The sequence below is a fragment of the Cyanothece sp. BG0011 genome, assembly GCF_003013815.1.
In the GTDB taxonomy this organism is placed as follows: Bacteria; Cyanobacteriota; Cyanobacteriia; order Cyanobacteriales; family Microcystaceae; genus Crocosphaera.
The window spans coordinates 1-17,590 of record NZ_PRLH01000007.1 but is presented as its reverse complement, the minus strand read 5'-3'; the positions used below and the strand labels follow the sequence as shown (position 1 = coordinate 17,590).

Below are 17,590 nucleotides of genomic sequence, written 5' to 3'. Positions count from 1 at the left end.
TTCTTGATAATAAAGATTCCTCTGCTTTCGTCTTAAAATGGGTTTCCTTTGATCTAATAAATTCATTGAAAATGGACTGATATAAATATTAAATGTTAAATCTAACGTATTTTTATTAAACTTTACAATAATCTATCTTTTTTTTCAAGGTTGTGATATAAGCTGGAGATTAAGAGGATTGATAAAAAAAACATTATAAAATATATAATTTTGGGGTTTTTATGGTATAAGATTTTACTGAATTTAGATAAAATTCAAGTTACTATGAATAGTTAACAAAAAAGTAGAGAGTGGGAGCGGTTTGGAGATAAAAATATAACCGTCTAATTAAGATAAAAAAAGAATCAAAAAAGGTAATCATTGCTCAAAAAAATAACGAAATCTTAACCCCATTTTCTTAGCAGATATATCTATGATGAATTGAGGGAGTGCGAAAAAATTCCCCCTGCGTAAAGAACTTGTGCAAGATTTTGTATGGATAAACAACAATTGTGGCAACGTTATCAAGATTGGCTTTATTATCACGAAGGTTTAGGTGTTTACGTTGATATTAGCCGAATGCGCTTCGATGATGACTTGGTGAAACAACTCACGCCAAAATTCGAGAAAGCCTTTGCAGATATGGAAGCCTTAGAAAGTGGGGCGATCGCCAACCCTGACGAAGGCCGGATGGTGGGACATTATTGGTTGCGGGCCCCAGAATTAGCCCCCAATGAAGAGGCAAGAAAAGAAATCACCGAACCTTTGGCAAATATTGCTCAGTTCGTCCAGAAAGTCCACCAAGGAACCATTAAACCCCCCACAGCAGAGAAATTTACCGATATTCTTTCGGTGGGAATTGGCGGATCGGCCTTAGGTCCCCAGTTTGTGGCCGAGGCCTTACCCTCTGACGATCCGCCCATGATCATCCATTTTATCGATAACACCGATCCGGCTGGCATCGATAGTACCTTAAAGACTATCGGCGATCGCCTCAAAAGTACCCTTGTTCTTATCACCACCAAGTCAGGGGGAACCCCAGAAACCCGTAACGGGATGTTAGAAGTCAAACACGCATACGAAAGCAAAGGACTCAAGTTTGAACCCCACGCCGTTGCTGTTACCATGCCAGGCAGTAAAATGGACAAAATAGCCACCGACTGGTTAGCCAGGTTTCCCATGCAAGACTGGGTGGGTGGAAGAACATCTGAACTGTCGGCCGTCGGTTTATTACCGGCTGCCCTACAGGGGATCAATATTGATGGAATGTTGATCGGGGCCAAGGAAATGGACGAAGCCACCAGGGTGAAGGATATAAAAACCAACCCGGCCGCTTTATTAGCCTTAGCTTGGTATTATTCAGGCAATGGTAAGGGAGAAAAGGATATGGTGGTTCTTCCTTATAAAGATAGTTTGCTGTTGTTTAGTCGTTATTTACAACAGTTAGTCATGGAATCTTTGGGGAAAGAAAAGGATCTTGATGGCAATACCGTCTATCAAGGAATTGCCGTTTATGGTAACAAAGGATCGACGGATCAACACGCTTATGTACAGCAATTAAGGGAAGGGGTTCCTAACTTTTTTGTCACCTTTATCGAAGTCTTAGAAGACGGCAGAGAAACGCCTTTTGAAATTGAACCGGGTGTGACATCGGGTGACTTTTTTATCAGGGTTTTTACAAGGAACCAGACAAGCCTTATTTGAGAATAATAGAGACTCCATTACCATTACCATTCCTCAAGTTAATCCTCGCACGGTTGGGGCCTTAATTGCTTTGTATGAAAGGGCCGTTAGTTTCTATGCTTCTTTGGTCAATATTAACGCTTATCATCAGCCTGGAGTTGAAGCTGGAAAGAAAATGGCCGCCTCTATTTTGGATTTACAAACCCAGGTTCAAACCGTCATTAAAGAAACCTCTGAGGCGTTAGATATGGCTACTTTAGCAGCAAAAGCCGGTTCTCCTGACGAGGTAGAAGCTGTGTATAAAATTGTCCGTCACCTAGCGGCCAATGGCCGTGGTGTGGCCTTAGAAGGCAATTTAACTGACCTACAAAGCTTGAAAGTTTCTGCTAGTTAATTCCTTGGGTGGGCAATGCCCACCTTCCTTAAATTTTATCAATAAAATAACTACAATATTATTGATTGATTCGTTTAGTTTTAATCTTAATTATGAGTTCAAATTTAACAACATTTGATAAAAATATCCCTCCTTTAGAAAATGGCGATCGCTTAACTGCTTTTGAATTTGAAGATCGTTATCAGTTAATGTCTAATGTTAAAAAAGCTGAGTTAATTGAGGGGTTAGTGTATATGCCGGCTGCGTTAAGATTTAGACAACATGGCAAACCCCACGCTCATATTATTGGTTGGTTAGCGCAGTATGAAGCTGCAACATCAGGGGTAGAATTGGCTGATAATGCAACAGTAAGATTGGATGAAAAAAATGTGCCTCAACCTGATGCTTTACTCCGTATCGATAAAGGAGGAAAATCAATTATTAGTGAAGATGATTATGTCGAAGGTGCGCCAGAATTAATCATTGAAATTGCGGCTAGTACAGTTTCAATTGATTTACATGATAAACTTAAAGTCTATGAACGTCATCAAGTTCAAGAGTATTTAGTGTGGCGAGTTTATGATAATCAAATTGACTGGTTTTCTTTAAAAGAAGGACAATATACTAAATTAAAGATAGATAAAAATGGAGTTATAAAAAGTGAAGTTTATCGGGGTTTATGGCTAGATGTTCCAGCATTATTAACAGGGAATTTATTAGGGGTTCTAGAAGTATTACAACAAGGAATGAAAACAAAAGAGTATGAAGATTTTAGAAAAAAATTGTTAACCTAGGATAATAATTATTTGAAAGTTTGAGGAAAAAAATTATGACAATTGCATCAGACAAACAAACTTATACCCCAGAAGAATATTTAAAATTAGAAGAAGAATCAATCGAAAAACATGAATATCGTAACGGAGAAATTGTTTTAATGACTGGAGGAACGACTAATCACAACCGTCTTGTTCTTGATTTTTGTACCTACTTAAATTTTGCGTTAAGAGAACAAACTACAGAGGTATTTGTAGGAGATGTTCGTTTATGGATTCCTCGTTATCGTCAATATACTTATCCTGATATTATGGTAGTTGAAGGACAACCGGTTTATCACCCTCCAGGAACAACAACCATTACGAATCCTACTGTTATTGTAGAAGTTTTGTCTAAGTCAACTCAAGCAAGAGATAGAGGGGATAAATTTCGTTTTTATCGGTCTATTCCTGAGTTTAAAGAATATATTTTAATCGATCAATATAGTGTTTTGGTTGAGCATTTTGTGAAAACGGCTGATCATCAATGGATGTTAACGGAATCGGAAACAAAAGAAAGTCAATTATCTTTAGATTCTGTTGATTTTGAAATCAGTTTAGAAGAGTTATATAAACGAGTTAATTTTGATGAGAAAGTTTAAGCCTTAGTATGAATAGAAAAAAGCACCATATTATCGCTAAAAATATGGCACTTATTTTATCAATCATCTGAAATTGTTACTAAGACAACCTAACGATCAATATAAGCATAATTAGGTTGTAATGTAGCTTGAACAAGCACTTTATTTTCTTCAGAAACATCAACCCTTACGGTGTCTCCATCTTGGATATTACCCGCTAAAATTGATTCAGCTAAACTATCTTCTAACCGTCTCATAATAGCACGACGTAAGGGTCTTGCGCCGTAACTGGGATCATATCCTTCTTCAACCACTAACTCTTTAAATTGATCGCTAACGGTTAAAGTTATTTGACGTTGCTCATACAATTGTTGAGCCACTTCTCCTAATAAAATATCAGCGATTTCTGTGACTTCGGGTTTAGTGAGTTGACGGAAGACAATCATGTCATCTAAACGATTTAAAAATTCAGGGCGGAAATACTGTTTCAACTCATCATTAACCGCTTCTTTAATGCGCTTATACTGAAGATTATCATCATCGTTTTCGGTTTCAAAGCCGAAGTTATAACCGCCTTTTTCAATGACTTTTGACCCTAAATTAGAGGTCATAATAATCAAGGTGTTTCTAAAGTTAACAGTCCGTCCTTTACTATCCGTCAAACGTCCGTCTTCTAACAGTTGTAAGAGCAAATTAAAGACATCAGGATGGGCTTTTTCGATTTCATCAAAGAGAACCACACTATAGGGTTTACGGCGAACCGCTTCCGTTAATTGTCCTCCCTCTTCATAACCGATGAAGCCGGGGGCTGTTCCGATTAATTTAGAAACGGTATGACGTTCCATATATTCGGACATATCTAACCGAATCATGGCATCTTTTGACCCAAATAAAAATTGTGCTAATGCCTTGGTTAATTCCGTTTTACCCACTCCCGTAGGACCTGCAAAAATGAAACTAGCAATAGGACGTTTCGGATTTTGTAAGCCAATTCTAGAACGACGAATCGCCTTAGATACTGCTTTTACAGCGTCTTCTTGGCCGATAATCCTCTCATGTAAATTATCTTCTAAATACATCAAAGATTCTGACTCGGTTTCTGTCAGTTTGTTGACCGGGACACCCGTCCAAGACGTAACAATTTGGGCGATATCTTCTTCATCAACCACAGGAACTAAAGAGTCAGGATTAATGACAGGGGCTTCATTTTCCGCTTCAAAAGAAGGTTGCATTTTCTTCTGTAAAGAATGACGTAAATGAATGCGAGATCCCGCTTCATCAATGAGATCAATCGCCTTATCAGGTAAGAAGCGATCGCTAATATATCTCTCTCCTAAATTAGCAGCCGCTTCTAGGGCATCTTGAGAAAATTTCACTTGATGATGGGCTTCATATTCTTTACGTAATCCCTGTAAAATTTCGATGGTTTCTTCAACGGAAGGTTCTCCTACCATCACCGGTTGAAATCGTCTTTCTAAGGCTGCATCTTTTTCGATATGCTGACGATATTCATCTAGGGTGGTGGTTCCTAAACATTGTAATTCACCCCTCGCTAACGCCGGTTTTAAGAGGTTAGACGCATCCATGGCCCCTCCCATGCTTCCGGCACCCACTAAGGTATGAATTTCATCAATAACGAGGATAATATTGCCGTCTTCTTGAACTTGGTTGACAATGGATTTGAGTCTTTCTTCAAATTCACCTCGGAAGCGAGTCCCGGCTACTAATAACCCCATATCGAGGGCAATGACTCGCTTATCTTGCAGGAGTTCAGGGATATCCCCTTCTATAATACGCTGGGCTAATCCTTCAGCGATCGCGGTTTTCCCCACCCCAGGTTCTCCCACCAAGACAGGATTATTTTTAGTCCGACGACCTAAGACTTGGATGACTCTTTCGATTTCTCGCGTTCGCCCTACAACAGGGTCTAATTGCTCTTCTCTAGCTTTTTTTGTTAAATCTGTCCCAAACTGTTCTAAGGTGGGCTTAGGTTGGGAAAAACTATCGAATGGAGAGGTTTTTTGTCCTGCGGTTACAGGGACAGGTTCTTCTCCTAACCGTTTCACTAAGGTGGTGCGTAATTCCTGAATATTGATACCTTGAGCGATTAGAACCTTCACTGCTACGGTGTTGGGGTCTGATAGCAGTACCAGAAAGATGTATTCTGGGGTGACGTAACTATTATCTTTTCTAGCTAAATCAAAAGATTTTTCTAAAACTTGTTTAACTGTAGGGGTGAACGGTAAATTATTTGGACTAAATCCCGCCCCTTTCCCCCTTAAACGTTCAATGGCTTGTCTGGTTGTGCTTAAGTTTAGCCCCATTTCTTGTAAAATCTTAGCGGATAAAGAGTTTCCTTGACCCAGTAACCCGAGTAACAGGTGTTCTGTCCCCACTAAGTTCTGTCCCATGCGTTGCGCCTCTTCTTGGGCAAGCATAATGGTTTTGATGGCTTTATCTGTAAAATTCTCAAACATAAATTTCTGGGTTACGGCTTGTTACATTTCTTCATACTATATTCACACTTTATCGTTTTTTGGCAAGAGATGCAGTGAGGATAGCCGTAACTCATCTAGATACTGTATGAAAAAGTCGGTTTCTGTGACTCAATAATCCCCCGTGGAGAGCGACGAGAGGAGCGCGGGCGGTGGGAGTGTCAAATGAGCGCAACAGTTGACAACATTACTCGATAATTACGAATTTGACCAACTATTAAGTTGGCTCACAAAAACATTAAAAAATAGTTAATTATACTTTTTATGCTTTTTGTACTTTGGAAAAATTTGATCAATAAAGTTAATACTTTTTAGACTAAGGTTGGGTGACGATTTGTGGTAATAATTACTAGGTAAACTATTTTATTTAGCGAAGTGTCCAATACAAAAACCTTCGATTAAAGTAGAAACAACTGAGGTTACTTTATGTAAAAGATTGACCAAAAAGTTAATTATTTAGTCTTTCACAGACTGACAATAATTCTGCATAAAGTATTTTTTCATTCCTAAATAAAACTAATTCTTCACACAATAATGAGTAAAGCGTTACTGGTTCCTATTCATGTTGATGCCTTGTGTCTAGAAGCGCAACAACAAGCGGTTACAGCAATGGCTGACTATCGCTCCCTCCCTTTTATTTATATTGATAACAATGGGCAAAAAGAAACTTATGGATCAGGACACAACTTTTTAAGTGAAACTGCCCTCAGACCCTTATTTAACCAAGAATTTACCCTAAAAGCAGGTATTCATCTCCATTGGTCCTTACCCGATGCACTAACAGACGGGGATCATGACATCAATGGAACCACCTTTCCGAAAGTTCCGAATCGTTGGTTAATTCGGCGTAAAGGGGGAGATCAAGGGGAAAAAACTTGGATGGTTGAAAGTGATTATTTATATCCTAAGTTATCATCAGATAATAGTAGTAGTCCCCCTCCTAATGCGATTAATGTTCTGATTCAACCCCCTGATTTAGCGACGGTTGATCCCAATGATCCTCATACTTATTTATATCAACGGTTTCGGTATATGGGGAAATGTTGGGAGTTGAGTGAATGGCAAGCAGATATAGAAAATAAAGAGTATGCTGAGGAATTAACCGCGATTGGTAATCAGGCAACCGTAAAGGTATTTGATGAGGTTAAAGCGACGTTTGCGGCTTTTTATCCCAATTGTCATAGTGTGTTTGGCTTTCATGATCCTGATTATGTGACCGATACTCCCCCCAACGGCTTACAATATGATGTGATCGGTTGGTATAGTGAGGCCGAAGATGATTGTTTACAGCAGTTTTTAGCAGAAAATGGTGATAAAACCCCAGAAACATTATTAGAAGCCTTACAAGAGCAATTTGCTTGGACTATTGAAACAGGGGAAGAGATCCCCGATCGCAGTATTTATCATTCTCGTATTACGTTTACAGGACAAGGGGGTGCATTACAAACCTTTGATACACCTACCCTTGCCATTGCGAATTCCGATTCAGAGGCGATTTCCGCCTATTTAGCGCATGAATTTAACGGAGATACCAATGAAACGGGTAAAACCGTCCGCAAGAGTGTTCAAGATACCATAGAAGCGGTTCAATTAGTTGAACGCTTAGAAGGTAAAAAACTCGATCTCATTGCTAAATTCCGAGAAGGAAAACATGAAAGGGGTTTTGGCACGCAAAATGAGCGTTTTTTGTGGTTTTTAATGGCTCAATCTTCCCAAACGGAGACGACAAGGGGTTTAGGTCTTCCTCCTCATCTGGCTGATTTACTCAATGAATTGAATCGTCTGCAAGAGGAGTATAATCAGGCTTGGTTAGATATTGGCTCATGGCGCGATCGCTTATACAGTCAGTGGTGTTACTGTATGAAACAAGATCCCGATTTTTTCTATACGTTCATTGAAACCAGTCTTTTTCCCTTAAGAACAGCGATAACCCAAGCAGGAGAGTTAGAATTTAGCCAAGATACAGAAGAAAACACCAGAATCATGGCGAAAACCCTACCCTTTGGTATTGTATCTTGTCTTAATAACAATGACTATTTAAGCTATTATGTGGAACTGATGCGATTAGCGAGTAATGGCATTTTTGGGGCTGACGGGACTGATTATCCGTGGTCAGATATCAGTAACGAATTTGGCAACTGTGGGGTTATTTTATCTGATCCTGAAAGCTTAACAGTTACTACAATTACAGAAGGTGAATCTTGGGAAATACATGATAATGGGCAAAATTACCCCGTTAAAGTAGAAGGGGGCATTTTTACCATTTATATTCCCCCTACTGAGTCTCAAATCGCCTTTAAACTGGTAAATAAACTCAATGAGTTATCCCAAGCTTTAGAGACTCATAACGCTGATTCAACCATGCAATATAAACTAAGTCCCTTTCCCAGTCAAAGTTACTGGCGAGGGAATGATCCTGTTATCTTATTAGCAGGAGAGGCGACAAAATCACCCCTACGTTTTGGACAAGATGGACGGTTACGGGAGGATGATTTATTAGAATGTACTCCCTTAGAGTTTGATATTACCAAGATTATCGAGAATATTGACGGTTTACTGGGTCAAATTGAAGCGTTAAAACCCACTGATGGGGAAGAAAAGATTAATTTCCTCACATGGAGTCAACAACCTTGGAATCCCTTTGCTTTTCATTGGTCTGTCATGAATTATCCTTGTCGTAATATGGTCAATGGAGAAGTTCAAGACTATAACCCTAATCAAATTCTTGATAATTATGAATTACAAGAAAATGCCATTGATTTGAAGCTTAAAGAAGGAGCAGAAAGCAATTTTGTACCGAATGGCAATAGTTACCAAGGATTTAGCATTTTAACGCCTTCTGTGGGTATTGAATTAAGTTTACGACTCAATACTTACCTGACAGAAAAGTTACTCCCTAGTTACTATTTTTATAATAATATTCCCCAAGAGGAACAAACCCCAGAATATCTTGAGGAGCATTTTCAAGCTATCAAAGACTGGTACTTGTCTGAGCCAGAAAATCCCTTAGATACCCCAGAAGAACAGGCAAACGACCCTATTTTTGTGGCTTTATGGGCTTATGAACAGATGAAAACCCTAGACTGTCAAGCGCAAATGCTCGGCGGTTTCAATGATACCTTATTGCTGGCACAACCTACCCTACAACTTCAAGTAGATGATCCCCTTTCTAACAATTCTGTAGCGCAAATGGTTACAGAACAAGTGCGCTGGACATTAGGAGATCATTATCTGCAACATAAAATCCTCTCAGGTGATATTTTTAATCCGATTCGCAGTGGAGGCTTTTCCATTAATAAATTGTGGTTAATTGATAGTTTTGGACAATATCAAGAGGTAGTCGAAGATCGCTATAGCACGCAAGTTGTCACAACCTATCAAATGACTCCAGCTAATGTTGATGAGGTAAATTATCAAGCCATTTTACCCCCTCGTTTAGCTCAACCAGCCCGTCTTAATTTCCATTGGTTATCAGCCGATCAAATGCAGGAAATAGAACGCACGAAAAACCCGGTTAAATCTCCCGTTTGTGGTTGGATTGTTCCCAATAATCTTGATAGTAGCCTCGCCATTTATGATGGTCAAGGTTGCACATTAGGAGCAATTGATTTAGGGGGAAATTGGCGTAATGCGCCGGGGGTTCAACTCTCCCGTGATGGTAATGGTTATCCTTTATTGGATAATCCTCATTTACGGAAATTAGTTCATCATTTGTTAGGACAAGGAAAGACTTTTCAACAGCAATTTCTATCAACAGCGAATAATTGTTTAGAAACCATCGATCCTGAAGGTTTTGCGAGTCATAGCAGTTTAGCTTTATTAGTTAGTCGTCCGATCGCTATTGTCCGAGCTACCTTTAGTTTAGAGGTAAAAGGTTTACCTGTTTGTGATCCCACTGTTCCCATTGAGGATACTAATCAAGACTTTCCTACTCATGGGTTTACTGAGGTTAAAATCCCCATTCGTTTAGGAGATTATCAACAACTTAATGATGGTTTAGTGGGTTATTGGAAAGAAAAAACCATCGGAGAAAATGGCGATTATGAATATGAAGATAATCGTTTTTATGCTACCCAAAGCAATGTAGTTGAAGACAACAACATTACTACCAATGCAGAAGGTATTAATCATTTTCTACAAACGGTAGATGCACCATCTCAAGGGGTAACAATGTTAATAGATCCCAGAGGGTTAGTTCACGCTTCTTGCGGTGTTTTACCTAATCAAGAATTGCGTTTACCAGCCGAACATTATAACCAAGCGTTACAGACAATGGAAGTTAATTTCCTTTCAACGCCTATTCTTTCTAGTCGTGGGGAATTAGCAATGCCATTATCTCAACAAACGAATGCAACTTGGTCTTGGGTATCGTTAACAACATCAGATCAAGGGGTTGAAGAATGGACGGAAAAAGTAGCCATTAAACCCATTACTACCAAAGCGAATTTTGCTAAATCTCAACAAATTTCTGAAGGTTGGTTACAACTGAGTCGAGCCGATATTAACAGTAACACATGATCAGTCTGGTAGGTTGGGTTTCGTTCCTCAACCCAACCAAATAGCTTTATTTGACTTACATTTTTTTGGGTTTCACTCTCGTTCAACCCAACCTACGAAGTCTCTTTTTCATTCTTTAATTAACTATTTTTGGGATTCAAAAAAATGCCTAACATTACTGAAGATCAACTCGAGCAAATTACAGAAATTGCCGAATTTATTAAATTTATTGCTGAACAATTTGGGATTTTACCCGAAGATGCACAATTAAACAGTATTGGGATTTTTACCTTTAACAGTGTAAAGCTTACTGTCTCCGATGATAATAAGACCTATCTTTTTGATGTAAAAGTCACTATTGATATTGAACAAGGAGAAGTAGAAGAAAGCGAAGAAGGGGAAGAACCTAGCCGAAGTAGTGATGAAGAAGCGACTCAAGAACTTACGGGTAATTTGATTATTACAATGACCCAAACAGATGTCGATAAGTATGAAGGAAAATATGAAGGAACTTTACAAGTTCCTCTCGCTGATGGTGAAACTAAATTAACCTTTAATTTAGCTTATCAAACCCGAAAACAAGGCACAAAAGAACGCAATATTGTTGTTGGAGTATTTGATACAGATGCCAATCCTGATGTGGGAAATGTCAATCTTTCTGCTTTAATTGGCGGAATTTGTCCCCCCTTAGCAGAGTTATTTCCTGAAGAATTATTAGACACCTTTAATTTAGGGACTAATGTTCTTTTTGTCATTGATGAAATTATTCGCTCTAGTGTTAAAGCCGTTAAAAGAATGCTGTTTAGTATTGGGTTTGATGCGACTATTGCGTTTAATAAAATTCCTTTAGTTCAAGATTTCTTACCTGAAAACATTAGCAAAAGTCAGTTTATTTTTGAGTTTTTAGTGGCCTTACAAACCTTTAGTCAACAGGATTTAACCCTGATTAATGGTTTATTAGAAGAACTCGGCACAGACTTAAAAGTTAAACCTCCTTGCAGTAAGATTAATTATCTCAATCGAGGCTCAAATTTAGGAGCAAGGTTTGAAATTGGTCCGTTTATGCAAGCTTGGTCATTAACCTTAAAACCGACTAAGAATACCGCCTCTCGTAGCACCACTAATACTAATAACAATAGTGGCAGTGTTAAATCAGATGATCTCGTCACCATAAACGGATAATGGCATTTGGTTAAATGTACAGCAATCCTTTGGTCCTATTTACTTTGATAAAGTAGGATTAGTATTTAAAAAAGGAGAAATTCGTCTTACACCGAAATTTGTTATTGATGCGTCTCGCTTTATCTTGTCCTTAAATGGGCTTTATATTAGTACCCCCTTAGTGGATTTTAACCCAGATTTTAACCTCGATGGTTTTGGATTGGAATTGAAAACCCGCAGTTTAGAAATTGGGGGCGCATTCTTAGTAGTACAAGGAGAAGATGGAGAGAAGAATTACAATGAATATTTAGGAACTGCTACGATTGGTTTTCGTAAAAGAATTGGTCCTGCTTTAGCTCTTTCTGCCATTGGTTCTTTTACTAATTATGATGATAGTAAAAAATTTGCTTTATTTCTCTATGTAGCGGCTGATTATCCCTTTGGTGGTCCGCCTTTCTTCTTTGTGCTTGGACTTTCGGGAGGTTTTGGCTATAACCATGATTTAATTGTACCACCTCTAGAAGATATCAAAGAATTTCCCCTAGTTAAAGAAGCGATTGACGGACCCAAGAAAATTGATCCTAAAGACACAGGGACAATTATTACCGAAAAGTTAGAAGCGTTAGATGAGTACATTCCCCCCGCTATTGGCTCTGGTTTTGGCGCAATTGGGCTTAAATTTACCTGTTTTAAAATTGTTGATGGTTTTGGCTTAATGACTCTGGGAATGAGTCAGGGTGACTTTGAAATTAATTTACTGGGTATGGCAACTTTAATGCTACCCACCACCATTAACCTCGGAAGGTTTGAACCCATCGCTATGGCAGAATTAGCGATCGCAGCCCGTTTTAACCCGATGGAAGGGGTGATCCTTGTTCAAGGGCAATTAACAGAAAATTCCTACATTTTTAGCCGTAAATGTCGTTTAACGGGGGGCTATGCCTACGGATTATGGTTTTTACCCCCTCGCTTGGGTGATTTCGTCTTTACTCAAGGAGGTTATCATCCTCGCTTTAAATGTGCCGATCGCTATCCTAGCGTGCCAAGATTGGGCTTTGATTGGCAAATTGACGAAAATTCCTATACTACTGCTCAAGTTTATTTTGCCCTCTGTGGTCATGGCATTATGGCCGGAGGACTGATGCACATTCGCTATCAATTAGGATCAGTTTGGGCTGAATTTGACGCAGGGTTAGATTTACTCTTTGGTTGGGCCCCCTATCATTACGATGTGGAAGTTCACTGCTTTGTTAATGCGGGTATAGGTGCGCTCTCTGTGGGGTTAGGAATGGGGATTCATTTCTGGGGTCCTGATTTTGGTTGTAAGTTCAAAATTAAGATTGTTATTGTCAAAGTTACCATCAAAATCGGTGATCAAAGTTCAATTTATCCTTTACCAATTTCTTGGGATGAGTTTGAAGGAACATTTTTACCCGAACCTAAAGATGTTTGTAGTATCACTTCCATTGATGGTTTAGTTAAGCAAATTCTGGAAGAACAAGACGGGGTAGAAACAGAAATTTGGATTATTAATCCTACCGTTTTTGAAATGAGTACCGATAGTTTAATTCCTACCAAAAAAGCTTTGGTTGAGGAGACAGAGCAAACCATTGATACTAATACCAATTTTGGGATTAATTCAATGGGTGTCACTACGGGTGATTTAGACACTACCCATAAGGTGACTATTCGTAAAGAGCAAGCAGACAATATAAAAAACAAGTTTAAGTTTGAACCTATTACTAAACTAGCACCCACTTCGACATGGGGTGAACCGAAGATAAGCAAAGGTCATATTAAACCCCCTGAAGTCAATGGCGAACAATTCTTAGAAAATGTCTTTTTTGGCTTCCGAATTCTTCCGGCTGAACCGCCAAAAGCAGGTAAAACTCATGAAATTGGAGTCAAAGAGTTACAGTATGATACTGAAGCCATTGATGATGCTTATCTCTGGGAATATTTAACTCCTTTTATCCAAGATTCAACTTTAGAAACAGAAGAAGCTAAACGCGATCGCATTCAAAATACAGTAGCTAATAATGACCAACGTAACAGCATTTTAGAAGCGTTAGGCTGTGATCTCAGTGAGGTTAATTTAGAAGAAGCTGAGGCGATCGCTAAGAGTTTTGTTTTTGCTCCATTGGTTAAGTAAAACAGGCATCTTTCCTGTGGGAAATGGGTAAAATATCACAATCAAAATTTTGTAGGGGCGCAAGGCTTGCGCCCATAGGTTTTGTTTTAAAAAAACTATTTTTTTATGACCTTTTCCAAACAATAATTTGGATAAAATTATGATGACTTTTATTATTTTTGTAAAGGGATTTAAAGATTTTTATTTAATTCAAAAAAAGGTTGACCTCTAGGACTTTAAAAATTAGAATAAATTAGATTCATTTTTATAAACAAGGTAAACACTGATGAACGAAGGTACTATCGGAGAAATTCGACTCTTTGCTGGCGATTTTGCCCCTCGTAATTGGGCTTTTTGTAATGGACAAGTGTTAGAAATTAACTCTAATGTCGCCTTATTTTCAATACTAGGAAACAAATACGGAGGGGATGGTCGAACAACCTTTGCTTTACCCAAGATTCAACCTGTTTTAGGGGCAGAAACTGGGGCTACTTACGATGACCTGAATTATATTATTTGTTGTAACGGTTGGTATCCAGAAAGACCCTATTAGATTCTAGTAATAATTTGTAGGGTGGGTAATGCTCACCCACACAGCTAACTTATAAAGGAAAAATCAAAACCATGAAATTAAGCTGAATCCCGAATTTTATTGATTATCAAAACACAGTAAAATCCGATTTTCGATTCTCCCAATTAACCCATAAATAGGACTCAAATCTTATGGCACAAAAAATGCCCTTTAACTTTCTCTGGTGTTATGAACCAGAAGACGATGAAGAAGCAGAAGATTGTGGGTGTTTACTGTTAGGAACACCCGAAACTGTGACTCCGCTTCACATCGATATCAGCAACAATCTTGCTGATAAAACGATTACTTTTAATTCCATCGAAGGGGTAACGGAAGCCGATACTACCAATTATCATTTTAAATTAGCTTTTTCGGCAGGGATCTTAGTTAACCCCGAACAAATTGCCGTAGAAGGCACAAATTGGTCACTTTATCAGGATGATGATCATCTTTATTTGCTGTGGATAGGTGAAGAAATTTCCCTCAATTATGAGGGAGCAACCGAAGTTATTTTAACAGGAGTTGCTGCTCAATCGGCAACGAGAAGCACCACCACAAATGTCACCATCACTTGGAAATTTAAACAGGGAACAATGGATATTATTAATATCAGCAGAATTCCCGGACAAAATAACGAATATGCAAACACCACTACCCTAGAATTAGAAATGATTAAAACTTCTGGTAAATCAAACATCCCTCTCTATGTCGGTTTCGTAGGTTCTAATAAAGTCTTCAATGTCAAAGATGAAACAAGCGATCTGCAATTGCGAATTACTAACACAAATCTTCCGAATATAAAGGATACTGATATTACTTTTCAGTATGATTCTAATGTGGCGAACTGTTCTCAATTAGTGATTGTTTTAGAAGTAGGAGACGCTACTAATGTTCCTTGGGCGTTAGGAACAGAAGATAACATTAAAGATGTTGGTATTTCCATAGTAGGAAATCAATGGCAACCAAAAGGAGACCCCGAAGAAATAAAAGTCGGAGATGTAACTAAAGCATTGCAATGGACATTTACTCCCAAGTCTGCTGATGTGGTATTAGCGGCACAAGAAACCCTTTTAATTAACTTGGAGAATATTGTTACAACGCACCCTACAGGAGAAGCAAATCTCTATTTACGCTATCAATATATTGATGGGTACAAAGATGGTCAATTTATCTGTCAAATTGAAAAAGCTCCCTTAATTTTTGATCATAAAGTTCGAGTGGGAACAAGCAAAGAATTAGACGGACTGCTCACAGTTAAAAATGGCATTAGTCTTGATTCTCCGGGAGAAATTCAACACACAGGACCTTTTATTTTTCGGTCTGATGTAGATAATACTAATGATGATTCATCTGTCAAATTTTTCAAAAAAGATGAGTCTCAGCCTTTGATGGAGTTAACATCAAGTGGTAATTTGGGAATTGGTACAACAGAAGCACCAACAGGAGAAATTAAATTACATATCTATAGCGATGGGACTCAGGGTAATGGTAATGCTGATTTAGTATTACAGCGAAAGAATGGAAATATTCTGAAGTTGAAAGCACAAGATAAGCAATCAAGAATTACTTTTAGTGATAATTTATTGTTAGAAAAAGGTGATCAAGGAGATACGAAATTAGCGATCAATCCTAATGGCAATGTAGGAATTGGTACAAACTCTCCTTCTGCTAAATTAGAAGTCAGTGGTAAGAGCAAAAGTAGCGAGTTGGAAGTAACAGATAAAGCTATTTTTGATGGCAATGTAGGGATTGGTACAGACTCTCCATCTGCTAAATTAGATGTCAGTGGTAAGAGCAAAAGTAGCGAGTTAGAAGTAACAGGTAAAGCTATTTTTAATAGCAATGTAGGAATTGGGACGACTTCTCCCTCTGCTAAATTAGATGTTAGTGGTGAAACCAAAACTAAGGGTATAAACATTGTTAACGGGAAAATACGGATTAATGGGGGTCCTGTTATGAAGTATGAAAGATTTTATTCTAACAACAGTGGTTGGACATCTTATCAATGTTCTGAATGGTTTGCAGCAGTAGTGGGTTTTTATTTCAAGTCAGAAGACGGTAACAGACATAACGTTGGTGGTGTGACAGCAGAATTCTATGAAAATAAAAACAGTGATAATATCGACTATTGGTGTTTGCGAGTGTATTTGGATGATGGGGAGTATGATAATAGACACTATGTAGATGCGTTATTTATCAGAAAAGAATTGTTTGACTAATGTTTACTGTTAAGTTTGTAGGTTGGGTTGAGGCACGAAACCCAACATCAATTAACCTTTTGTTGGAAACAATGAGCAAAATTAAACAGGCTAGAAGCCTATTCTACACCTAACATCAATTAACCTTGTGTTGGGTTACAAATCAAGCTAACCCAACCTACAAATTACTCACCCTATTAAACAGGCTAAAAGCCCGTTCTACATTTCCCTTACCAACTAATAAAAAGGAGTCATTCTAATGGTTACTCAAGAAAAAGAAAAAGGAAAAGTTCAATTTATCCAATTTCACCAGCCTGCTTTAGAAAGTGGAACATATCACTTAAAAGTCGAACAAAATATCAAAGCAGGGAGTCAAATTGTTAATGAGTATGGTAAAACCTACAGTCGTGAACTCACCTTTGTCGTCCAAGGTGAACGCTTTGGCCCCATTTCTCCTAATGATATATATGCTGTTTTTCCTCCCCTTGATAGCTTAGGTGAACATTCCAACGTTTTACCCCATATCACCTTTAAACGGAGTACCTTGCCTTGGGAACGTTTCCCCGGCAAGGTAGATGAAAACCTACCTTGGTTAGTCTTATTATTATTTCGAGAAAGTGACTTTGAGGATAACAAAGAAGATAAACCCAAACTAAAAAATATTACCCTACAAGACTTACTAGAAACTACAGGGAAAAATTCTAATATTAAATTTCCCACAGATATGAAACTAGAATTAGGACAAATCCCCGAACAACAAGTAACTGTTATTGATGTTAAAAAGAAATATGTTCAAGATATTTTACCCACTCACGCAGACTTACCTTATCTTGCTCATGTTCGCCGAGGAATCCCACCTTATCAAACCTTACAAATAAGCCTAGATCCCGAACAAAATCCAATTCCTCAAGGAGATGAATATTCTACCGTAATTTGTAACCGTCTCCCCGAACCTAATGGCACAAGTACGGTTTATTTAGTCTCTGTAGAAGGACGCTATATTAATAATAATGAATTTGATTTTATGGGAGCAGAAGATGAAGATTTAATCCGCTTTGTTAGTTTAGGAAATTGGGAATTTTCTTGTCTAGATCCCGCTCAAAGTTTCA

At 38.2% G+C, this 17,590-nt stretch carries 8 protein-coding genes and 2 pseudogenes; 9 read left to right on the top strand and 1 reads right to left on the bottom strand.

The window, feature by feature from the left end; translation table 11 throughout:
- Positions 1 to 474: 474 nt before the first annotated feature.
- From C4E06_RS02220 to C4E06_RS02210, 3 genes and pseudogenes are all read left to right on the top strand, one after another.
- Positions 475 to 2,056, top strand: a pseudogene (locus tag C4E06_RS02220) (glucose-6-phosphate isomerase).
- Positions 2,057 to 2,148: 92 nt separating this feature from the next.
- Positions 2,149 to 2,829, top strand: coding sequence for a Uma2 family endonuclease (locus tag C4E06_RS02215; protein ID WP_107666636.1), 681 nt, complete (start codon positions 2,149 to 2,151; stop codon positions 2,827 to 2,829).
- Positions 2,830 to 2,864: 35 nt separating this feature from the next.
- Entirely contained in the window at positions 2,865 to 3,449 is a 585-nt protein-coding gene (locus tag C4E06_RS02210; RefSeq protein WP_107666594.1) for a Uma2 family endonuclease, read from the top strand.
- A gap of 89 nt (positions 3,450 to 3,538) precedes the next feature.
- On the opposite strand, the gene C4E06_RS02205 is transcribed toward C4E06_RS02210, so the two are convergent.
- Positions 3,539 to 5,905 (bottom strand): ATP-dependent Clp protease ATP-binding subunit, encoded by a 2,367-nt coding sequence (locus C4E06_RS02205; RefSeq protein ID WP_107666593.1) that lies wholly within the window; start codon positions 5,903 to 5,905, stop codon positions 3,539 to 3,541.
- A gap of 552 nt (positions 5,906 to 6,457) precedes the next feature.
- On the opposite strand from C4E06_RS02205, the gene C4E06_RS02200 reads away from it, so the two are divergent.
- The 6 genes and pseudogenes from C4E06_RS02200 to C4E06_RS02175 form a co-directional block, all read left to right on the top strand.
- Positions 6,458 to 10,441, top strand: a complete 3,984-nt coding sequence (locus C4E06_RS02200) for a hypothetical protein (protein ID WP_107666592.1) — start codon at positions 6,458 to 6,460, stop codon at positions 10,439 to 10,441.
- Between the two features lie 144 nt (positions 10,442 to 10,585).
- A complete protein-coding gene (locus tag C4E06_RS02195; protein ID WP_107666591.1) occupies positions 10,586 to 11,602 on the top strand; it encodes a hypothetical protein in 1,017 nt (338 codons plus the stop codon).
- Between the two features lie 4 nt (positions 11,603 to 11,606).
- Complete coding sequence (locus tag C4E06_RS02190) at positions 11,607 to 13,733, top strand: DUF6603 domain-containing protein (RefSeq protein ID WP_339377141.1); 2,127 nt, start codon at positions 11,607 to 11,609, stop codon at positions 13,731 to 13,733.
- Positions 13,734 to 13,998: 265 nt separating this feature from the next.
- Positions 13,999 to 14,265 carry a phage tail protein gene (locus tag C4E06_RS02185; RefSeq protein ID WP_107666589.1) on the top strand — a complete coding sequence of 89 codons (267 nt, stop codon included), beginning with the start codon at positions 13,999 to 14,001 and terminating at the stop codon, positions 14,263 to 14,265.
- Between the two features lie 170 nt (positions 14,266 to 14,435).
- Positions 14,436 to 16,502, top strand: a complete 2,067-nt coding sequence (locus C4E06_RS02180; RefSeq protein ID WP_107666588.1) for a hypothetical protein — start codon at positions 14,436 to 14,438, stop codon at positions 16,500 to 16,502.
- Between the two features lie 238 nt (positions 16,503 to 16,740).
- Positions 16,741 to 17,590, top strand: a pseudogene (locus tag C4E06_RS02175) (hypothetical protein); the annotation flags it as partial.

Excerpts from the sequence above, each read along its gene's own strand:
- C4E06_RS02215 (WP_107666636.1), top strand. The coding sequence starts at position 2,149 with ATGAGTTCAAATTTAACAACATTTGATAAAAATATCCCTCCTTTAGAA.
- C4E06_RS02210 (WP_107666594.1), top strand. The coding sequence starts at position 2,865 with ATGACAATTGCATCAGACAAACAAACTTATACCCCAGAAGAATATTTA.
- C4E06_RS02205 (WP_107666593.1), bottom strand. The coding sequence starts at position 5,905 with ATGTTTGAGAATTTTACAGATAAAGCCATCAAAACCATTATGCTTGCC.
- C4E06_RS02200 (WP_107666592.1), top strand. The coding sequence starts at position 6,458 with ATGAGTAAAGCGTTACTGGTTCCTATTCATGTTGATGCCTTGTGTCTA.
- C4E06_RS02195 (WP_107666591.1), top strand. The coding sequence starts at position 10,586 with ATGCCTAACATTACTGAAGATCAACTCGAGCAAATTACAGAAATTGCC.
- C4E06_RS02185 (WP_107666589.1), top strand. The coding sequence starts at position 13,999 with ATGAACGAAGGTACTATCGGAGAAATTCGACTCTTTGCTGGCGATTTT.
- C4E06_RS02180 (WP_107666588.1), top strand. The coding sequence starts at position 14,436 with ATGGCACAAAAAATGCCCTTTAACTTTCTCTGGTGTTATGAACCAGAA.